Source organism: Ancylobacter sp. WKF20 (assembly GCF_029760895.1).
In the GTDB taxonomy this organism is placed as follows: Bacteria; Pseudomonadota; Alphaproteobacteria; order Rhizobiales; family Xanthobacteraceae; genus Ancylobacter.
Genome location: NZ_CP121679.1, coordinates 2,379,542 through 2,398,198, shown reverse-complemented (window position 1 = coordinate 2,398,198; position 18,657 = coordinate 2,379,542). Strand labels below are relative to the sequence as shown.

Genomic DNA, 18,657 nt, shown 5'->3' with positions numbered 1-18,657 from the left:
TCCTGTTGTGTAACAGCGATGTGCCCCTTGGAGTGCTAGAATGCCTCTCGACGAGACGCAGATTGCCGATATCGTCCGGCTCCAAGGCCACCCGGCGTTGTGGATGCCGACGCGAACGGGATCAATGAGCGCCTGGTGGGGGCATGTTCCCTTCGCTCACTGGATAGTCTCGGAGCTCCGACCGCGCTGCATCGTGGAGTTGGGCACGCATAACGGCGTCTCGTTCGCCGCTTTCTGCGAGGCCGTGCTGCGCCAGCATCTGAGCTGTCGCTGCTATGCCGTCGACACCTGGCAAGGTGACGATCATGCGGGCCGTTATGGTGAGGGCGTGTTTGCCGATCTGCAGCCCTTCATCGCCACGCGCTTTGGCTCGTTCGCCGAACTGATGCGCATGACCTTCGATGAGGCGCTGCCCTATTTTGCCGACGGCTTTGTCGATCTCCTGCATATCGACGGCCTGCACACCTACGAGGCGGTGAAAGCCGACTTCGAGGGCTGGCTACCCAAAATGTCCGAGCGGGGTGTCATCCTGTTCCACGACATCAATGTTCGCGAGCGAGGCTTCGGTGTGTGGCGGCTCTGGGAGGAGCTGCGCACTATCTATCCGTCCTTTGAGTTTCTGCACGGGCACGGGCTCGGCGTCCTCGCCGTCGGCCGTGAGGCGCCGGACATTATGGGCCTCCTCGCAGGTTTGGAGACAGACGACACCAATGCTGTGCAGGATTTCTTCGCGCAGCTCGGGAGCCGATGGATCACGGCGGATCTGCTCGAGCGCCAGCGGGACGTTGGTCACACGACCTCATCCGAGTTCGGCGGAGCGACGCTTCCGCAGGATATTTTGATGCGGTCTAGGTGGCTGCTTGCTTTGTTCAGCCAGAACTATAGGGACAGTCTTCCGCGTGCGCGACCAGTAGACGCTGCGGCCATTAGCTTGCAGAAGGCCACCGTGCATAATGCGTTGGTCGTTGCCGGGCAGCAGGCCCATTCAATCAAGCGTCGTAAGTCGTGGCAGAAGTGGATTCCCAAATCTCTGCAGGCCCGTTTTAAGTCCTCAGCAGTCCCTTCGCTTCCAACCGGACTTGAAGGGTTGTCACAAGAAGACATCGAGCGGGTCGTCGCGGCTTTCGATCCGTCGTATTATCTCGATACGTACCCGGACGTCGCTGCGGCCGGGTTGAATCCCTTTCAGCACTTCTTGACCCATGGCTGGCGAGAGGGACGGAATCCGCAAGCGGATTTCGTCACGTCCTACTATCTCGATCGCTGGCCGGACATTCGGGAAGGGGGCATCAATCCGTTCATTCACTGGGTGCTTCATGGCAAAGCTGAACGGCGGCAGGCCGCACCACCTGGCGGTGTGAGCAGTTTCCGGCCGAAAATCAGCGCCATCGTCCCCAATTACAATCACGCGCGCTTCTTACCGCAGCGTATCGAATCGATCCTCGCTCAGACATACTCAAATATCGAAATCATCATTTTGGATGATAGCTCAACGGACGGTAGCCAGAGCATCATTCAATCATACTGCGCCGAGTACCCTGATCGCATTCGATGTGTTCTGAATAGCGTCAATTCGGGGGGCGTGTTCCATCAATGGCAGAAGGGTGTCGAGAGCAGCCGCGGAGATCTGATATGGATCTGCGAGAGCGATGATTTCTGTGAGCCCGATTTTGTGGAGAAGTTGTACGGCGAATTCGTCGATATGAGCGTGATGATTGCCTTCGGTCGCATACTGTACGTCGACGAAGGGGGTAATTTTCAGGACGGTATGGACGCTTATCGCGAGGGCGCCGAAGCCGGCATTTGGGAGCGCCGCCTTGTCCGGCCTGCGGCTGATTGGTTCGCGAAAGGCTTTGGGGTCAATAACGTTATTGCTAATGTTGGGGGCTGCCTTTTCCGGCGTGTCGATATTTGCCCAGAAGTCTGGAGCGAAGCGAAAACCTATCGCGTCGCCGGCGACTGGTTCCTATATTTGCAGATCTCGGCTGGTGGACAAATTGCCTGGCGGCCTGATGCCGTATCCTATTTTCGTCGGCATGGAAATAACACATCTTCGACCGGTATATATCGTGCTGATTTCTATCAAGAGCTTGAGCGATTCATGCTTAAGCTTTGCAGCACGTGGGAGGTGTTGGATGAAACGTTGCGAAAATTCTACGAGAACATGCTTGGGCAATTTACATGGCTCGAGCTTGATAAGAAATTTGGACCTCTCGATGGCCTGCTGAATCACGCGAAGCTACGTCGCCAAAAGCGGATCAAGAATCACGTCTTGATTGCGTCATACGGTTTTGTGCCGGGCGGCGGCGAGCTTTTTCCGATAAATTTGGCGAATAGTCTCTTTGATTTAGGATGGAACGTATCGTTCGTTTGCTTTGAATTGAGCCATGTAAATCCTGAACTTAGATCTGCACTGAACCCCTCGATCCCGGTCTACAGTAAAGAGGTCATACAAAAATATGGTGTCGACCGGTTCTTGAGGGAGGCTGGAGTTACTCTGGTCCATTCTCATAATGTGGGTTCCGAAATTCATTTCTTCGAACAGTGGAATATGCAGGGGGGTGTACCCTACCTCGTGACCCTGCACGGTTCCTATGAAGCGTCGGATCTGGAACGCGAGAGACTTGCTGAGCTGGCGGCCAAGGTCGATCATTTCGTCTACACGGCGGAAAGAAATCGTACATTCCTCAGGGAATTGCAGGTACCGGCGAGCAGGTTTCAGAAGCTGCCCAATGCCATGCCGCTCGATGAACGACCCTTTCCGGAGACGCGCGCCGAACTCGGCATCCGCGAGGATGCCGTCGTCTTCACTTTTGTTGCTCGCGGCATTCCGTCCAAGGGGTGGGAGCCGTGCATCAAGGCGTTCCAGAGCGTGCGTAAGGCGCATGCGGGTCGATCGCTGCATCTTTTGCTCTGCGGTGATGGCGAGGAACATGAGCGACTGGCCCCCCTGTACGGAGCCGATCCAGACATCACTTTTCTCGGGTATCAATCGCACATCGCCGGCCTGTACCGACTGAGTGACGTCGCGGTCGTTCCCACGCGGTTCCCCGGTGAATCGTTCCCTCTTTGCATCATTCAAGCACTTCAGTGTGGCCGCCCCGTTGTCGCCAGCGACGTTGGGGAGATCAGCAACATGGTTTCTCCCGAAGGGCAGGATGCTGCAGGAGTTGTTATCCCCGCAGATGCTGACGATCAGCGCTTCGTTGCCGTCCTGGCAGACGCGATGCAGGCGATGATTGATGATGCTCAACGTGCCCGTTATTCAGACGCGGCAAAGCATTTGGGCAGCAGTTACGACATGGTCGCATTGGCTCGTGAATATGCCAATACCTATCAAAATCTTGTCGCTGAGCACCGGACAGGTCCGGCAGAAATCAGTAGAAGCGACTGAGGCCGGTTTGAGTTGGGGTGATTTGGCGAGTTTGGGTTTAATCGTACCCGAACGTGGTGGTTGCACGCCTCAACTCAGATCCGCCTCGTGCGGAACGTGAAAAACTTGTGCAGGAAATAACTGGTGAAGATGGGGCTGGCGACGCCTATGGCGTGCGCGACGAGTTCGCGATGGTAGTCGTATCCGATCGCTGGCAGCACCCAGCCGGCGAGGCCCACGCTGATCACCCACACGTGGCCGAGAGCGACGAGGTTCACCATGAGGAAGCGGGCATACTGTCCCCCGACGGCTCCAGTATCCGCATCGAAAACATAATGCCGATTGAGAAAGAACCCGACAGTGAGGGCTATCGGGAAGGCAAGTGCGACGGCGACCTCAAAAGGAACGACATAATTCAGGAGGATGCGAGCAACGATATTGACGGTCGCGGCTATCGCGCCGGCCACAAGAAACAACAGGAAGCGTGACGTCACGAAGCGCTCCGCTTGCGCGCCACGACGAGGAACTGCTTGCCCATGATTTTCCAGGCCAATGGCAGGGCGAGGTAAGCGCGGATCAGCAGGTCATGCGTCGGTGTACTGTTGTTCATTGTGTAAGGCAGGAACCGGTCAATGACGCGCTCGAGCTCATAGCCATTGATCAGCAGACCCTCGCTGAGCGACAGGTGCGACAGCGGGAGGTAGTGGTCGTAATAGTCCCAGTATTCCTTGTAGGCATAGCGGATATTGGGTCCGAGGATGATGAAGCGGCCACCGGGCTTGAGCTTGCGAAGAACCTCCTTGAGTACCGCGTTGCACGCCGCCTTATCCGGCAGGTGCTCCAGGAAGTTGGAGGTGAACGCGACGTCGAGCGTGTTGTCGGGAATGAAGAAGAGATCATTGGCCGACGCGCTGGCAAAGGATACGTCCGCCGCCAGATGTGCGGGTGAATCCGGGTTCAGATCGACGGCGAATTTGCGGCCTGCCTTAATATTATTGATGAATTCCCCATAGCCGCACGCCAGATCGAGAACCGTGTCGGTCGGCTTGATCATCGTCGAAAAGAAGTCGTTACAGAGGATGCGCCAGACCCGTTGACGCTTTTCCAGTCCGGTATTCGCGAAACGCTCACGATAAATACTGGCGAGGTCGTCCATATGAGCTCCTGTCAAATGTTCATCGGATGACCTGCGCCATGGCGCGGCCCAGACGGATGCTTTCGGCGATGCCCCGATCCTCGGGGTAGTAATAACAGGTGTCGGCAATCTGCAGCCCGGCAAGGGCAGTTTGCACGGGTGGGATCATCTGTTGGAAGTTCGGACCGCAGACGGGTTGAGCGTAACGCAGGCGGCCTACCTTGGCGTCGATCAGGTCATCATCGGTGATCGCCGGATTCAGCCGCTTGATGTAGCCGAAAGCTTCCGCCGTGAACGCTGCATCTGGCGAGCTCCACTTCGGATGCGTAACCGGCATGTAATAGGGCACGTATACCATTGTCTGCGGTAGCGGGCGCAGATTGGAGAACTCGATGATCCCGGGTATCTCGATGTCTGGCTCGACGATATTGATCCAGAAATGCGGGCTCACCGACTTCCTGAGTTTGAACAACAAGCACACCACGCCGATGTTCTCGATGGCGTCGTAGCGGTTCTTGTCGGCCTCCGGTAGAGCGGGGACGAGGGTGCTGATCAGCGGCGTCGGCACAGTTGAGATCACGGCGTCGGCGGGGAATTCCTTGCCACCCGCCCGCACGCCAGTGACGCGCCCGTCGGCTGTCAGAACCTGTTCCGCGGGGGTCGCGAGGTGCAAACGCCCGCCCTTGGCCATGAATGCGCTGACCAGGGCGTCCACGAGAGTCTGCGACCCACCCTCGATATAGCCGAGTTGCTCATGGAACAGGCTGCGACGGGAATTGCCGATGCGCCGCACCCGCGTCGCGATCCAGGAGGCTGAGACATGGTCGGCATATTCGTAGAATTTGAGCTCCTGAAGCCGCTTCCACATTTTGGCGTAGACGGCCTTGCCGGATCCGCGCTCGATCCATTGGCGGGATGTCAGATGTTCGATGGACGCGAAGCTGCGCGCCTTGGTGGCGAGGAACATCTGCAGTCCCGTGCGGAATTTCTCCACGAGGGTCAGGTGCGGGAAGGTCAGTAGCGAGACCGGGTCGCCCCATTTGTGGAGCGCTCCAGCCATACGATAGGCCATGGACGTGTCGCGCCACCGCATTTTGTCGCCGATGCCGAGTTCAGCCATCATCTCAAAGGTGGGCGCGTCCGACTTGCAGACGAAATGATAGAAGCGCTCGATCGACACGCCGTCGAAATCGAAATGCGCGGCCATGCCGCCGGCGTGCACGTCGGCCTCCACCAGATCGACCGAATGGCCGCGCCTGACAGCCTCCCAGGCTGCGGCAAGGCCCATCAGGCCGGCTCCGATCACCACGACCCGTGTCAAGCAGACCCCCTCAGAACTCAAGAACGATCTGGCCGTAGACCGGATCGAGATAGGTTTCGGCCAGCGCCTGTTTCAGCGGCGTGCGTGCAACCCCGAACGCGCCCGGCCAGTCGGTCACCGGAAACTCCTCAGGGATCACGAGCGCTTCCAGTTGGCTTGTGGTGAAGGGGGGCGTGCGGCTGAAGCGTGCATAGAGCCACAGGAGGAGCCAGAACATGCGATAGGGAATATGCACGAGGCGGGCGCGCGGTTTGACCGTGTCATGGATCATGCCGATCAAGGCGCCATAGCTGACCTTCTCATGCCCGGAGATGTCATAGGTTCCGGTCGCCCGCGTGGCGAGGCTGGCAGCAATGACCGAGACAAAGTCGCCGACATAAAGCGGCTGGCGCAGATAGTTGCCGTCGCCGGGTATCGGGAAGACCGGCGTGCGGTCCATGAAGCGCCGTAACCAGCCGAGGTGCTTGCGATCGAACCAGCCGAACATCAAGGTGGGGCGCAGGATAACATGCGGGATCGGGCTCGCGAGGAAGAGCTTCTCCTGTGCCGTCTTGGAGCGCGTGTAGAAATCATCAGCGCGCGAGTTCACCACCGAAGACGAGATGCCGACGAAATAGCCCACGCCATGTTGTTCCATGGCCGCGAGAATGTGGCGCGTCGCCGTGACATTGTTGGCGACGAACTCACCCTCATCCAGCCCGCCAATCTGGGCCTGATTGATGACAACGGCATCCGCGCCCTTCAAGGCTTCCATCCAGTCGCCGGGCAAAGACAGATCTGCCTCGATGATCGGGACGTCCGGATGCACCTTGCGGAACAGCGCAACATTCGCCGGGTGCTTGTCGATGCCCACCAGCGTGACATCCGGCCGCTGCTTGAGCCGTGCAATCAGGTTCTGTCCAACCAGTCCGGCAGCGCCGGTGACGACGATTTTGCTCATTACAGGTTCATCTTATTGAAGATGCGCGACGGAATGAAACCAATGATCAGCATGATCAATCGCCAGCGTGCGGGTGCATATTGGACGGGTCCACCCGCGTCGGCCGCCCGGCGCACCACTTTCGCGACCTGCTCGGGCGTCGCCCATAACGGTCCGCCCTTCGTCATGCCGGCGGTCATCGGCGTGTCCGTCGGGCCCGGCTTGACGATCACCGCGCGCGGGCCCTTATCGGCGAAGCGATGAGCGATCCCCTGTATCAGGGTCGCGAGACCCGCTTTGGCGGCGCCGTAAATGTAATTGGCCCGTCGCCCGCGATCCCCCGCAACGGAGCCGAGTACGACGAGCGAACCCTTGCCCCGCCGCTCCAGTTCTTCCGCGATCAGCAGAGACCATGCGGCAGCCGAGGTGAAGTTGACCGCCAGTATGTCCTGCGCAGCGCCGGGCTCTTTTTCGGCCCGCGCATGATCGCCCAGTACCCCATAGGCGATGAGGATGTGGTCGAAGGGGCCGTGCTGTGCCCACAATTCCTGCCATGCCGAGCGAGGATCTACTGCCAGGAAATCGAGCTCGACACTCGTTGCGGAAGAGGCTCCGCGCACGGTGAGGTCCGCGCCAATCTGGTCCAGGCGTTCCTTGTGGCGGCCGGTCAACACCAAGGCCGCACCCTCGGCGGCATAGAGGCGAGCGGTGGCCTGCGCGATGCCGGAGGCAGCTCCGAGAATGAGGACGCTGAGTTTGGGGTTCGCCATGTCTATCCCTGCATGCGCCGCCAGAAGGAGGAGGAGAGTCCCGGGTCCAGATGGGTCACGAAGCTCTCCATCGCGGGATAGCCCGACCTGAAGAGGTCGGCCGGCAAACGCCCATCCTTTGCGGGATAAAGCCGCCCGCCAGCCTCTCGGACGATGCTGTCGAGGCGCGCGAGCAGATGAAGTGTCTCGGCGCCACGATTGGGGAAATCAAGCGCCAATGTCGTTCCGGCGCGCGGAAATGACAGGAAGCCAGGAGAGGGCGCGTCACCGAAATCCTTGAGCACGGCGAGAAACGAGCCCGTGCCGGCGCTTGAGATGGTCTTCAGCATCGCGGCGGTTGCGTCATGGGCGACCGCGGGCGGGACCACGCTCTGGTATTGGTACATACCGCGCCGTCCGTAGAGCCGGTTCCAGTGCTGGAGGCCGTCGAGAGGGTAGAAATAGGGATCGTAGGAGATACTCCTGGTCCCGCGGCTGCGCGATCCCTTCCAGTAATAGAGGCTATTGAAGGCCGAGATCGACAGACGGTTGAGCATCAACTCCGGCATGTCCACCGGCACCGTCGGGCCACTCTTGCTGGCGGCCTTGAGTTCGCCCGCGGAGGCGTGATTGGCGCGGCTCATAAGCCCCCGCCCCAGATCCCGTCCGCCGGCGAGGCAATCGATCCAGGCTACGGAGTATTCGTGCGTCTCCGCGCTCTCGCGCGACAGGGCAAAAAATCCTGCGAGATCTGCGAAAGGGATCGTCTCTACGATCATGTCGGAACTGACGATCGGCTTCAGTTGAAGGGCCACGCGGGTGATAATTCCGGTCAGGCCGAGCCCACCGATGGTCGCGGCGAACAAGCCGCTCGCGTCGTCGGGAGTGAGTACATGCTGCGACCCATCCGAACGCAGCAGCGTGAGGCGGCGCACCCATCGCCCGAAAGTGCCGGCGCGGTGATGGTTCTTTCCATGCACATCGTTGGCGACAGCTCCGCCCAGCGTGACAAATTTTGTGCCGGGGGTGACCGGCAGAAAGAAACCACGCGGTATCGCGAAGGCGAGCAACTCGGCGATCGAGATGCCCGCCTCGGCCTCCAGATGACCGCTTGCCGGGTCGAAGCTGATGAGGCGGTTCAGGGAGCGGGTCTCGATCAGCGCCCCCTCGGCATTCAGAGCGGTGTCGCCATAGGATCGGCGCAGGCCGGTGGCGAGAACACCGTTGGCGTGGGTGGCTCCTTCCGCCAGCAGGCCAGGTAGCTGATCGAGGAATTGCGGGTTTGCCACGTGATGGGGTGCCCGGATCACGCGCCCCCAGGAGACGATATCCGTTCGGGTGAGAAACGCGCTCACAGGGCGGCCAGGAAGAAGACGGCAACACAAATGGCGAGGAACCGGCTTGGCCAGTCGCGCAGCGCGAAGGAGACCGGGTCGTCATGCATGCGGCCGCGATGGGTGAGAAGCCAGATTCGCCCGATCCAGATCGCCACCAGAAGATTCACCGCCCAGAGATATTCAGGCTGTCCATAGCCCGCAGCCCGAAACGCCTCATCCACCATGTAGAGCACCAATATGATGAGCGAGGCCAGGCCGGAGCCGATCCCGAAGGTCAGCGTCAGCGGCCAGTCGTCCGCCTCATACCCGCGCCCTCTCAGCATGCTGTCTTTCGCGCCGCGGGCCTGAACGATCTCGACATGTCGCTTTGCCGTGGCAAGCGAGAAGAAGAAGAACATCGAAAAGGTGAGCAGCCATATCGGCATCGGCCCTCCGAGCAGCGCGACGCCCATGACCAGGCGGAGCGTGAACAGGACCGCGATGATGAAGGTATCCAGCAGCGGAATACGCTTGAGCCCGAAGGAGTAGGCGAGGGTGAGGACGAGATAGGAGACGAGAGCCAACGCAAAGGCGGGGTCCAGCACCAAGGCCGCCACCAAGGTGCAGGGAATGACCAGGACTGGAAACAGCACCGCCTGCATCAGCGGCAACTGGCCGCTGGCCACTGGCCGGTATCGTTTGGTCAGGTGCCGGCGGTCGGCGTCGATGTCGGCGATGTCGTTGATGAGATAACTGGATGAGGAGATCAGCAGCAGCAGGACAAATCCCATCCCGGCGTGGATGACCATGCCGAGATCGCCCCAGGCGTGAGCCAGGATCAACGGCACGAACATCAGCAGGTTCTTCGACCAATGATGCACGCGCAGCGCACGCGGCCAGACCTGCAGCGGACGAGGGCGCTGCGCGCGGCTGCGGAATTCAGCGATAATCGGCTTTCCCAGAGCGTTCGCCCGCCGGGCGACGCTGGCGCTGACGCCGACCAGCACAATGCCATCGGCCTTGGCCCATACGACCAGATCCGAGGCGTGGTCGCCCGCATAGACGAAACCTTGCGGGAAGCGTCGCGCCAGCATGGCGGCCTTGGCCTCGCCCTTCAAATTGAGGCCAGCTTCGGTGGCGATCACCTCGTCGAAAATGCCGAGATGGTCGGCGACGAGGCGGGCAACGCGGTGATCGGCGGCGGTACACAGCACCAGATAACTGCCGCGCTCACGCTCTGTCGCCAGATAGCTCAGTACCTCGTCGCAGGTGTCGAGGTTGGCCGGGTCAAGGACGATCGCCTCGGCGCAGAAGTCCTTGAATGCCGCCTTTCCCTTGAACAGCGCACCTATGAGGTGTGGCAGAAGCCGCGGCTTTTGAAACACGATCCGAGCGACTTGCTCGTGCAACGTGTCAGCCTTGATCAAGGTGTTATCGAGGTCCACCACGACCACGCGGCGCGAGGCCGGCATTTCAGCGGGGCTGACGGGCATCGGCCGAGCTCCAAACCGAAGTGACGGTGGCAGCGCCGAGATAAGCCAACCCAGCTACGAGATAAGCGCCCGGCATTCCGTCGAATCCAAACCAGCCTCGAGGGAACGAGGGTATGACGACAGCATAACGATCTTCTTCGATCCCGCTTCAGCAGTAGGGAGACAACCATCGCTGGGGAAGTACGTCAATGATTGAGCGTCAAATAATGCGCTATTTCGTTAGTTCAAAGATCAGGATGATAATTTTTGACAATCGGTGACAGAGGAACGTACGAATATAAGTGAATGAGCTTGATGGTAACGGGGATTGGTGCGGTAACAAGGCCATCTTGAACCGCCCCGCGTTTTCTAGACGCCCTCGGCTTTGGCTTTGTACTGCCGTTCGAACTCGATGGGCGACAGCATCCCATTCCGTGCGTGCTTGCGGGTGGGGTTGTAGAACATCTCGATGTAATCGAACACGTCCCCGCGTGCCTCGTCGCGCGTGCGGTAGACCTTGCGGCGGATACGCTCGCGCTTGAGCAGGTTGAAAAAGCTCTCGGCGACGGCGTTGTCATGGCAGTTGCCGCGACGGCTCATCGACGGCTGCAGATCGTGGTGTTTCAGGAACGAAGCCCACTCCATGCTGGTGAACTGGCTTCCCTGGTCCGAATGCACCAACACACGCTCCTTCGGCTTACGTCGCCAGACGGCAGCCAGCAGCGCCTGAAGCACGACGTTGGTCGTCTGCCGGGCCTGCATGGACCAGCCGACGACGCGGCGGGAGAAAAGATCGATCACGACCGCCAGATAGGCGAAGCCCTCATGGGTGCGGATATAGGTGATGTCGGTCACCCAGGCCTTGTCAGGCGCCTCCACGTCGAACCGGCGATCGAGCGTGTTGTCGACGGCCAGGGACGGCTTGCCGGCATAGTGGCCGGGGCGGCGCTTGTAGCCGATCTGCGCCCGGATGCCGGCAAGTCGCGTCAGCCGCGCAACCCGGTTTGGGCAGCAGCTCTCGCCCATGTCCGCCAGATCGTCGTGAAGCTTACGATAGCCATAGACCTTGCCGCTCTCGCTCCATGCCGCGCGGATCAGCTCGATCTGTCGTTGGTCCTCCCGAGCGCGCCTGCTCAGCGGATCCTTCAGCCAGGCGTAAAAGCCGCTGGGCTGGACACGCAGGCACCGACACATGGCGCGGATCGAAAACTGCAGGCGATGCGCGGCGATGAACGCGTACTTCACTTTGCATCCTTGGCGAAGTACGCGGCCGCTTTTTTTAGGATGTCGCGCTCCTCCGTCACGCGCTGCAACTCGCGCTTCAGCCGGCGGACCTCGGCAGCCTGATCGTCATCGCGGGCCACGGCGGCAGGCTTGCCGTACCGTTTCCTCCACTCGTAGAGCGAGTACTTGCTGATCCCTAGCCGCGCCGCCACCTCCGCAACCGGATAGCCCCGCTCGGTGATCTGAAGGACCGCGTCGCGTTTGAAGTCCTCGGTGAAGTTCGCTTTGCCCATCGGGGCCTCCTTGCCTCAAAATTTAGGGAAGAAGGCGTCCAGGAATCTAGGGGCGGTTCATCTTGCCTGTTCCCCCGCGCCTTTTTGAGATAGGTGTTTATGCTTCCTATGCGTCGCGGCTGGCGAATCATTTTTCCAGAATGGGCGCACCGATACTGAACGAGCGCCTCTCCGTTTTGCTGGATGTGAGGTCGAACGATGCGACGTGCAATCGAGGGTGACGGGCGCTTCTCCTCCGTTGGTCGAGTATCGATCTATATAAATGTGCTGCGCTTTTTCTTGGCGTTGTCGCTTTCATTCTCACTGTTCGTCCTGTTTGTCGGACTGAAGAATCCGATCATGGACATGTACAGTTTTCGTCAGACGCAGACCGCGTTGACGTCATACTGGCTTCTCCACGGCGGGCCTTGGATCGCCTATGAGACCCCGGTCCTTGGGGCCCCTTGGGCCATGCCTTTCGAGTTTCCCGTCTACCAGCTTATCGTTTCGGCTCTGGCAATGCTTGGCGTTCCGCTCGATGTCGCGGGCCGGCTTGTCAATTTTGGCTTTTTCCTCGGGACACTTGGCCCGCTCTGGCTGCTGTTTCGGGCGCTGCGCCTGGGCCCCGCCAGCTACCTTGCCACGGCGATCCTGTACGTATTGTCTCCCCTGTACCTCTATTGGAGCCGCACCTTTCTGATTGAGTCGTGCGCGCTGTTCTTCTCCATGCTTTGGCTGGCGCTGCTCGCGCATTACCTGACGCGTGGTGGCTGGGTGTTCGTTGCCGGCGCCGTTGTTGCGGGTTGTCTGGCCGTGCTCGCCAAGTCCACGACCTTCCCGGCGTTTGTTCTTGTGGGCGGGTTGGGTGCCGCCTGGACACTCATCGCGCGGTTGCGGGGTGGTGAGAGGCTCATTCGGTTGTTGGCGGAGGCTCTCATTTTGAGCCTTACCGTCATCGTGCCCTTCACCATCGCCTGGGTCTGGGTCAGCTATTCTGATCAGGTGAAACTGGCCAACGAGTTCGGCAGTCACCTCACATCGACGGCCCTGTCGTCCTGGAATTTCGGGACTCTCGATCAGAAGCTGAGCGCCCATCTGTGGAAAGACATCATCCTGGCGCGAATCCTACCCGACATCGCAGGCTCATTTTATTTGATGGCCGTTGCGGTAATTGTTTTTGGCCTCGTCTTACGTAAGTCGGCGGTGTTTGCATTAATTGCCATAGTTGGCTTCTTTTCGTCAATAATGTTATTCACAAATGTTCATATGGTTCATAATTATTATCAAGTCGCCAATGGGCTATTTCTGATTATGGCGACAGGAATCGCGCTTGGAGCGATGTTCGATCGCGGCTTGCGCGCTATTTCTCTGCTATGTCTCATGGTTATTGGCGTTGGGCAGTATTTGTTTTTTCAGAAAATTTATAGCGAGGTGATAAAGAACGATCACGTTCAGGATCGCACGCTCCAGATCGCGCTCATCGCGAAAGCGCAAACACAGCCCAGCCAGAGCCTGCTCGTTATCGGTGAGGACTGGTCCTCCGCCGTTGCCTACTATTCCGAGCGCAAGTCGCTGACCTTGCCGGCTTGGGCGACGCGAGCAAACATCGAGAGGGTGTTCGCGGACCCGCAGGCGTTTCTCGGTGACCGGCCCCTCGGTGGCATCGTGTTCTGCGCGAACAGAGCGGCTGATTACGGCGCCGCCGCGCCTTTGGTGCAGAGCTTCGTGGCAGATCGTGCGGTAATGGGTGAGTTTGGCGGGTGCCAGCTTCTCGCCGCTCAGCGCTCTTCGTGAGCCGCTGGCAGGACAGGCCGATCAAGGGGCTGCGAGCTTGGATGGTCCGCGGCGCACGCCGAAGGGAGCGCGGAGGCTGGAGCGGGCGAAGGGAATCGAACCCTCGTATGCAGCTTGGGAAGCTGCCGTTCTACCATTGAACTACGCCCGCTCAGGCGCCGGCACATTAGAGGGCCGAGGCGGGAGCTTCAACCCCTTCCTGAGGCTGTTCACACCCGACTCGCGGCAGGCATCGGCGTGTCGACGAAGCGCTAGAAATTCTCGTGCGTGAGCGCCGCCAGATAGCGCCCATAGGCGCTCTTGCCCAAGGCGCCGGCCAGTCGCTGCAATTGCGCGGCGTCGATGAAGCCCTGGCGGAAGGCGATCTCTTCGGGGCAGGCGATCTTGAAGCCCTGCCGCTTCTCGAGCGTGCGCACGAATTCGGCGGCTTCCACCAGGCTGTCCGGCGTGCCCGTGTCCAGCCAGGCATAGCCGCGCCCCATCACCTCGACCGACAGCGTCTTTCGCTCGAGATAGGCGCGGTTGACGTCGGTGATTTCGAGCTCCCCGCGCGCCGAGGGCTTCAGATTGGCGGCGATGTCGACGACCGTGCCATCGTAGAAATAAAGCCCCGTCACCGCCCAGTTGGATTTGGGCTGGAGCGGCTTTTCCTCGATCGACAGCGCCCGCATCGACGCGTCGAACTCGACCACGCCGTAACGCTCGGGGTCGGTGACATGGTAGGCAAAAACCGTCGCGCCATCCGTCCGGTTGCGCGCATCGTTCAGCATCCGCTGCAGGCCAGCGCCATAGAAGATGTTGTCGCCGAGGATCAGGCAGGAGGGGCTGTTGCCAACGAAGTCCGCGCCGATCGTGTAGGCCTGCGCGAGGCCGCCGGGGTCGGGCTGCACGCGGAAGGAGAGGTTCAGCCCCCACTGCGAGCCATCGCCGAGCAGGCGCTCGAAATTCGGCAGGTCGTGCGGCGTCGAGATCACCAGAATGTCGCGTATGCCGGCCAGCATCAGCACCGACAGCGGGTAGTAGATCATCGGCTTGTCGTAGACCGGCATCATCTGTTTGGACGTGACAAGCGTCATCGGATGGAGGCGTGTCCCGGCCCCGCCGGCGAGAATGATGCCCTTCAACGTCTCAATCCTTCTTCAGCCCGCTGCCCGGAGCGGTGCCGGCCAGTTGGTCCATCACGACCTCTAGCGAACGGCGCCAGTCCGGGAGATTAATGCCATAGACGCGGGCGATCTTTGATCCATCCATCAGCGAATTGGCCGGCCGCCGCGCCGGTGTCGGGTAGTCGGCGGTGCCGATGCGCCCGACCTTTGCCGCCTTCTGACCGCGCCGCGCCGCGTCGGCAAAGATCGCCTCGGCGAAATCGGCCCAGCTGGCGGCAGGCCCGCCCGCCGGCAGGTGGAAGAGACCGCGCAGCGCCGTCTCCTGCGGGCGCGCGGTCAGCTGCTCCGCCACCTGCCAGATCGCACTGGCGATGTCGAGCGCGGAGGTCGGCCGGCCGATTTGGTCGGCGACCACGCCGAGGCTGTCGCGTGTTTCCGCAAGGCGCAGCATGGTGCGCACGAAATTCGCGCCGAAGGGTGCGTAGACCCAGGAGACGCGCAGGATCGCCGCGTTCGAGGTGGCCGCCAAAACGGCTTGCTCGCCGGCGAGTTTGGAGGCGCCATAGACGCCAAGCGGGCCGGTTGCGTCGTCCTCCACCCATTCGCCCGTCTTCGAGCCGTCGAAGACATAATCGGTGGACAGGTGAATGACCGGCACGTTCAGCGCAGCCGCCGCGCGCGCTACGGCGCCGGCGCCGTCGGCATTGATGCGGTAGGCGAGTTCCGGCTCGCTTTCCGCCTTGTCGACGGCCGTATAGGCGGCAGCGGAGACGATGACGTCCGGCCGCGCGGCCGCAAACACGGCGGCGGCGTTGTCGGGCGTGGCGAGATCAAAATCCGGGCGCCCGATCAACACAACCTCGCCACCCAAGCTGGCAGCATGGCGGGCGAGCGACTGGGCGACCTGCCCCGATGTGCCGGTAACCGCGAGCCGCATCGCTCAGCGGTCCGCGGCGGCGAGAAGGCCCAGGCGCTCGCCGGCATAGACCTTGTCCCGCAGCGGGCGCCACCAGGCCTCGTTGGCGAGGTACCATTCAACCGTCTTGCGAATGCCGGTCTCGAAGTTCTCCTGCGCCTGCCAGCTCAGCTCGGTCTCGAGCTTGGTGGCGTCGATGGCATAGCGCGCATCATGGCCGGGCCGGTCGGCGACGAAGGTGATGAGATCGCTATGCGGGAAGCTTTTGGGCGCCAGCTCATCGAGAATGCCGCAAACGACCCGCACCACCTCGATATTGCTGCGCTCATTGCGGCCGCCGACATTGTACGTCTCGTTCAGCCGGCCTTCGCTGGCGATGAGGTGCAGCGCCCGGGCGTGATCCTCGACATAGAGCCAGTCGCGGATGTTCGAGCCATTGCCATAAACCGGCAGCTTCTTGCCGTGCAGAGCGTTGAGAATGGTGAGCGGGATCAACTTCTCGGGGAAATGGTAGGGGCCGTAATTGTTCGAGCAGTTCGAGACCAGAACGGGCAGCCCATAGGTGCGGCCCCAGGCCACGACCAGATGATCGGACGCCGCCTTGGAGGCGGAATAGGGCGAGGAGGGGTCGTAGGGCGTCGTCTCGGTGAACAGCCCGTCGGGCCCGAGCGAGCCATAGACCTCGTCGGTCGAGACATGCAGGAAGCGAAACGCGGCCTTGGCGGCAGGATCGAGCCCGCTCCAATAGCCGCGCGCAGCCTCGAGCAGTGTGAAGGTGCCGAGGACGTTGGTCTGCACGAAGTCCGCCGCGCCGGTGATCGAGCGGTCGACATGGCTCTCGGCGGCGAGGTGATAGACGCGGTCGGGGCGGAACGTCTGGAACGCCTCACGCACGGCGTCGGCGTCGCAGATGTCGGCCTTCAGGAACTGGTGATTCGGCAGGTTGCCGATCTCCGCCAGATTGGCGAGGTTGCCGGCATAGGTCAGCTTGTCGAAGGTAAGCACCTCGGCGCCGACCTCACGCACCAGGTGGCGAACGACGGCGGATCCAATGAAACCCGCGCCACCTGTCACCAAGATTCGCATGCGTGATCTCCCTTGCGCCGCGCGTCATGGAACGCCGGTCGAGTGTGCCCCCTCAGGCGAAGACGGGCCCGAGGTCGCGAAGACGAGGTTGCCGCCGGTCCTTCTCGGACAGGATGGCATCCTCTTCTTTCACCGGCCACGCGATGGCAAGCTCGGAATCGTTCCATAGAAGGCCACGGTCATGCGCGGCGCTGTAATAATCCGTCACGAGATAGGCGACCTCGCAATCCTCGGTGAGGGTGCAGAAGCCATGGGCGAAGCCGGCCGGAATCCAGAACTGGCAGCCATTCTCGGCGGAAAGCTCCACGGCAACATGCTGGCCGAAGGTCGGGGATGCGCGGCGCAGATCGACGGCGACATCGAGCATCCGCCCGCGCGCGCAGCGCACCAGCTTGCCCTGCGCCTTCGGCTCCAGCTGGAAGTGCAGGCCGCGCACGGTGCCCTTGGGGCGGGAATAGGACTGGTTGTGCTGGACGAAATGCACGTCTCCGGCTTCCGCGCGGAAGAGATCCTCGCGAAAGATCTCTGAGAACCAGCCCCGCTCGTCACCGATCCGCTTGGGCGTCACGAGAAGGAGGTCGGCGATGTCGAAACGGTCAAATCGCATCTAACGCTACTCACACCAGGCGGATGATCGGTTCGGCGGGCGCCGGAGCTAAGGACGATTGAGTGGCGGTTTCAAGCCCATCCACGGAGGCGAGCCTGTAGCCCGCCGCTTCCGCGGCTGTCGAGAACAGCCGTTCCACGGCATGTTCCAAGGCGCCGTCCAGCTTGCCCTGCTCCTCCGCAAAAGCCGCCGACAGCCTGAGCTCCCTTAGCGGAGAAAGCGCCTCCGGACGAGCCCAGAACATGGTGCCGCCAAAGAAATCGAGCTTGAAGAGCTCGGGCGGTATTCCCATGCGACTGGCGATCGCCAGCACCGTCTCGCGGTTCTTGCCCCAGCTCGCCTTGAGGTCGAAATGGTCGCTGGGATAGCGGTAGGACTGGGAACCGACCATGCCGGCGCGGGGAAACGCGTCGAAGATGCCGAGGATCCGGTCAATCACGCCGGGGGCGGCGAGCAGATCGAACAGCAGCCGGTTGCGCCAGATGTTTCCAAGCAGCGCCACGCGCCCGCCATCGACCGACTTCTTGCCGTGGATCTTGCAGACATAGGCGTAGCGGTCGAGCCGGCCTTCCTCGAGCAGACACAGGAACGGACGCACATCCCGCCCGCGATTCTCGAAGACGCGGATGTCGGCGTCCGGGAAGTCCTGAACGATCCGGGCGCTCAGTGCCTCCCGGTCGGGGACCGTCGTGATGATGAGGTCGAAGGGCTCGGTAACCGTGTGAAGGATGGTCGAGAATTCCGGCCACACCTCGGGATAGTAGACATGCGCGACGATGGCGAAGCGCGGGGGGCTCGGGCGGCGCGGATGAGGGGACGCCTCGGACGGGGCCGCTGGCCGATCGGCCCAGCCGGCGAGCAGCTCGGGGAACTGCGAGAGCTCGGGCCGGTCCAGCGCGAGGCCGCCATTACGAAAGCTTTGCAGGGCCTTGCGAAATTCGCGCCGTTTGCCGCGTGGGCCGCGGGCGAAGATGACCATCTGGTCCAAGACCAGGCGATCCTTCGGTTTCACGAGCCAGCGGGCGCGCGCGCGCATCAGCAGGCCGCGCAGGAAACCACAGGGCTTAATGGAAAAGTCCTGCCCGGCCAGGGTGACCGGCGCATCGACCTTGGTGACGAGCTGATAGGTGAGCCCATCAATGGATGGCAGGTTCAGGCGCGTGAGACGCCCACCAATCTCCACCTGCAACTCGGACAACAGCCGGGACACGTTGGCCCTGGGGCTCACTTCAAAGGCGCGGCGCTGCATAAGTCCTACATGACAGGTTCGGCGGGAAGCCGATGCAAGACGCAAAGATAGATCGTCTCCAAACTATCCGCGAAGCTATACGCCCAGCGTCTTTCGGTGGCGAGTTTCAAAATATGTC

15 protein-coding genes and 1 tRNA gene are annotated in these 18,657 nt (G+C 61.2%); 2 read left to right on the top strand and 14 right to left on the bottom strand.

Translation table 11 applies throughout. The annotated features are described in order from the left end of the window. Positions 1 to 40: 40 nt before the first annotated feature. Positions 41 to 3,394, top strand: coding sequence for a glycosyltransferase (locus AncyloWKF20_RS11160; RefSeq protein WP_279314140.1), 3,354 nt, complete (start codon positions 41 to 43; stop codon positions 3,392 to 3,394). Positions 3,395 to 3,468: 74 nt separating this feature from the next. Here AncyloWKF20_RS11160 and AncyloWKF20_RS11155 read toward each other — a convergent pair whose 3' ends face one another. The 8 genes from AncyloWKF20_RS11155 to AncyloWKF20_RS11120 form a co-directional block, all read right to left on the bottom strand. Then, a complete protein-coding gene (locus AncyloWKF20_RS11155; RefSeq protein ID WP_279314139.1) occupies positions 3,469 to 3,867 on the bottom strand; it encodes a GtrA family protein in 399 nt (132 codons plus the stop codon). Next, positions 3,864 to 4,529 (bottom strand): methyltransferase domain-containing protein, encoded by a 666-nt coding sequence (locus AncyloWKF20_RS11150; protein ID WP_279314138.1) that lies wholly within the window; start codon positions 4,527 to 4,529, stop codon positions 3,864 to 3,866. Before AncyloWKF20_RS11150 ends, AncyloWKF20_RS11155 begins: the two co-directional genes overlap by 4 nt. A 19-nt stretch (positions 4,530 to 4,548) precedes the next feature. Then, complete coding sequence (locus tag AncyloWKF20_RS11145; protein WP_279314137.1) at positions 4,549 to 5,829, bottom strand: NAD(P)/FAD-dependent oxidoreductase; 1,281 nt, start codon at positions 5,827 to 5,829, stop codon at positions 4,549 to 4,551. A gap of 10 nt (positions 5,830 to 5,839) precedes the next feature. Beyond that, positions 5,840 to 6,769, bottom strand: coding sequence for an NAD-dependent epimerase/dehydratase family protein (locus tag AncyloWKF20_RS11140; protein WP_279314136.1), 930 nt, complete (start codon positions 6,767 to 6,769; stop codon positions 5,840 to 5,842). Further along, the gene (locus AncyloWKF20_RS11135; RefSeq protein ID WP_279314135.1) at positions 6,769 to 7,518 is read right to left on the bottom strand and encodes an SDR family NAD(P)-dependent oxidoreductase; all 750 of its coding nucleotides are present in this window, start codon (positions 7,516 to 7,518) and stop codon (positions 6,769 to 6,771) included. The genes AncyloWKF20_RS11140 and AncyloWKF20_RS11135 overlap by 1 nt, the downstream gene beginning before the upstream one ends. Positions 7,519 to 7,520: 2 nt before the next feature. Then, on the bottom strand, positions 7,521 to 8,852 hold the full coding sequence (locus AncyloWKF20_RS11130) for an FAD-binding oxidoreductase (protein WP_279314134.1): 1,332 nt from the start codon (positions 8,850 to 8,852) through the stop codon (positions 7,521 to 7,523). Then, positions 8,849 to 10,306, bottom strand: a complete 1,458-nt coding sequence (locus AncyloWKF20_RS11125) for a UbiA family prenyltransferase (RefSeq protein WP_279314133.1) — start codon at positions 10,304 to 10,306, stop codon at positions 8,849 to 8,851. The genes AncyloWKF20_RS11130 and AncyloWKF20_RS11125 overlap by 4 nt, the downstream gene beginning before the upstream one ends. Before the next feature lie 348 nt (positions 10,307 to 10,654). Further along, a protein-coding gene (locus AncyloWKF20_RS11120) for an IS3 family transposase (protein WP_279314132.1) occupies positions 10,655 to 11,802 on the bottom strand; the annotation gives its coding sequence in 2 pieces (ribosomal slippage) (positions 10,655 to 11,568 and positions 11,568 to 11,802; 1,149 coding nt in all). 198 nt (positions 11,803 to 12,000) lie between these two features. Between AncyloWKF20_RS11120 and AncyloWKF20_RS11115 the strand changes: the two genes are divergently transcribed. Then, positions 12,001 to 13,575 (top strand): hypothetical protein, encoded by a 1,575-nt coding sequence (locus AncyloWKF20_RS11115; RefSeq protein ID WP_279314131.1) that lies wholly within the window; start codon positions 12,001 to 12,003, stop codon positions 13,573 to 13,575. A gap of 77 nt (positions 13,576 to 13,652) precedes the next feature. Here the strand turns inward: AncyloWKF20_RS11115 and AncyloWKF20_RS11110 are convergent. The 6 genes from AncyloWKF20_RS11110 to AncyloWKF20_RS11085 form a co-directional block, all read right to left on the bottom strand. Further along, a tRNA-Gly gene (locus AncyloWKF20_RS11110) sits at positions 13,653 to 13,726 on the bottom strand. Between the two features lie 100 nt (positions 13,727 to 13,826). Beyond that, a complete protein-coding gene (gene rfbA / locus AncyloWKF20_RS11105) occupies positions 13,827 to 14,699 on the bottom strand; it encodes a glucose-1-phosphate thymidylyltransferase RfbA (protein WP_279314130.1) in 873 nt (290 codons plus the stop codon). Positions 14,700 to 14,703: 4 nt separating this feature from the next. After that, positions 14,704 to 15,618, bottom strand: coding sequence for a dTDP-4-dehydrorhamnose reductase (gene rfbD, locus AncyloWKF20_RS11100; protein ID WP_279314129.1), 915 nt, complete (start codon positions 15,616 to 15,618; stop codon positions 14,704 to 14,706). Between the two features lie 3 nt (positions 15,619 to 15,621). After that, entirely contained in the window at positions 15,622 to 16,683 is a 1,062-nt protein-coding gene (gene rfbB, locus AncyloWKF20_RS11095; protein ID WP_279314128.1) for a dTDP-glucose 4,6-dehydratase, read from the bottom strand. A 52-nt stretch (positions 16,684 to 16,735) separates the two neighbouring features. After that, positions 16,736 to 17,290, bottom strand: coding sequence for a dTDP-4-dehydrorhamnose 3,5-epimerase (rfbC, locus tag AncyloWKF20_RS11090; protein WP_279314127.1), 555 nt, complete (start codon positions 17,288 to 17,290; stop codon positions 16,736 to 16,738). Between the two features lie 10 nt (positions 17,291 to 17,300). Further along, complete coding sequence (locus AncyloWKF20_RS11085) at positions 17,301 to 18,539, bottom strand: rhamnan synthesis F family protein (RefSeq protein WP_279314126.1); 1,239 nt, start codon at positions 18,537 to 18,539, stop codon at positions 17,301 to 17,303. Between the last annotated feature and the right edge of the window lie 118 nt (positions 18,540 to 18,657).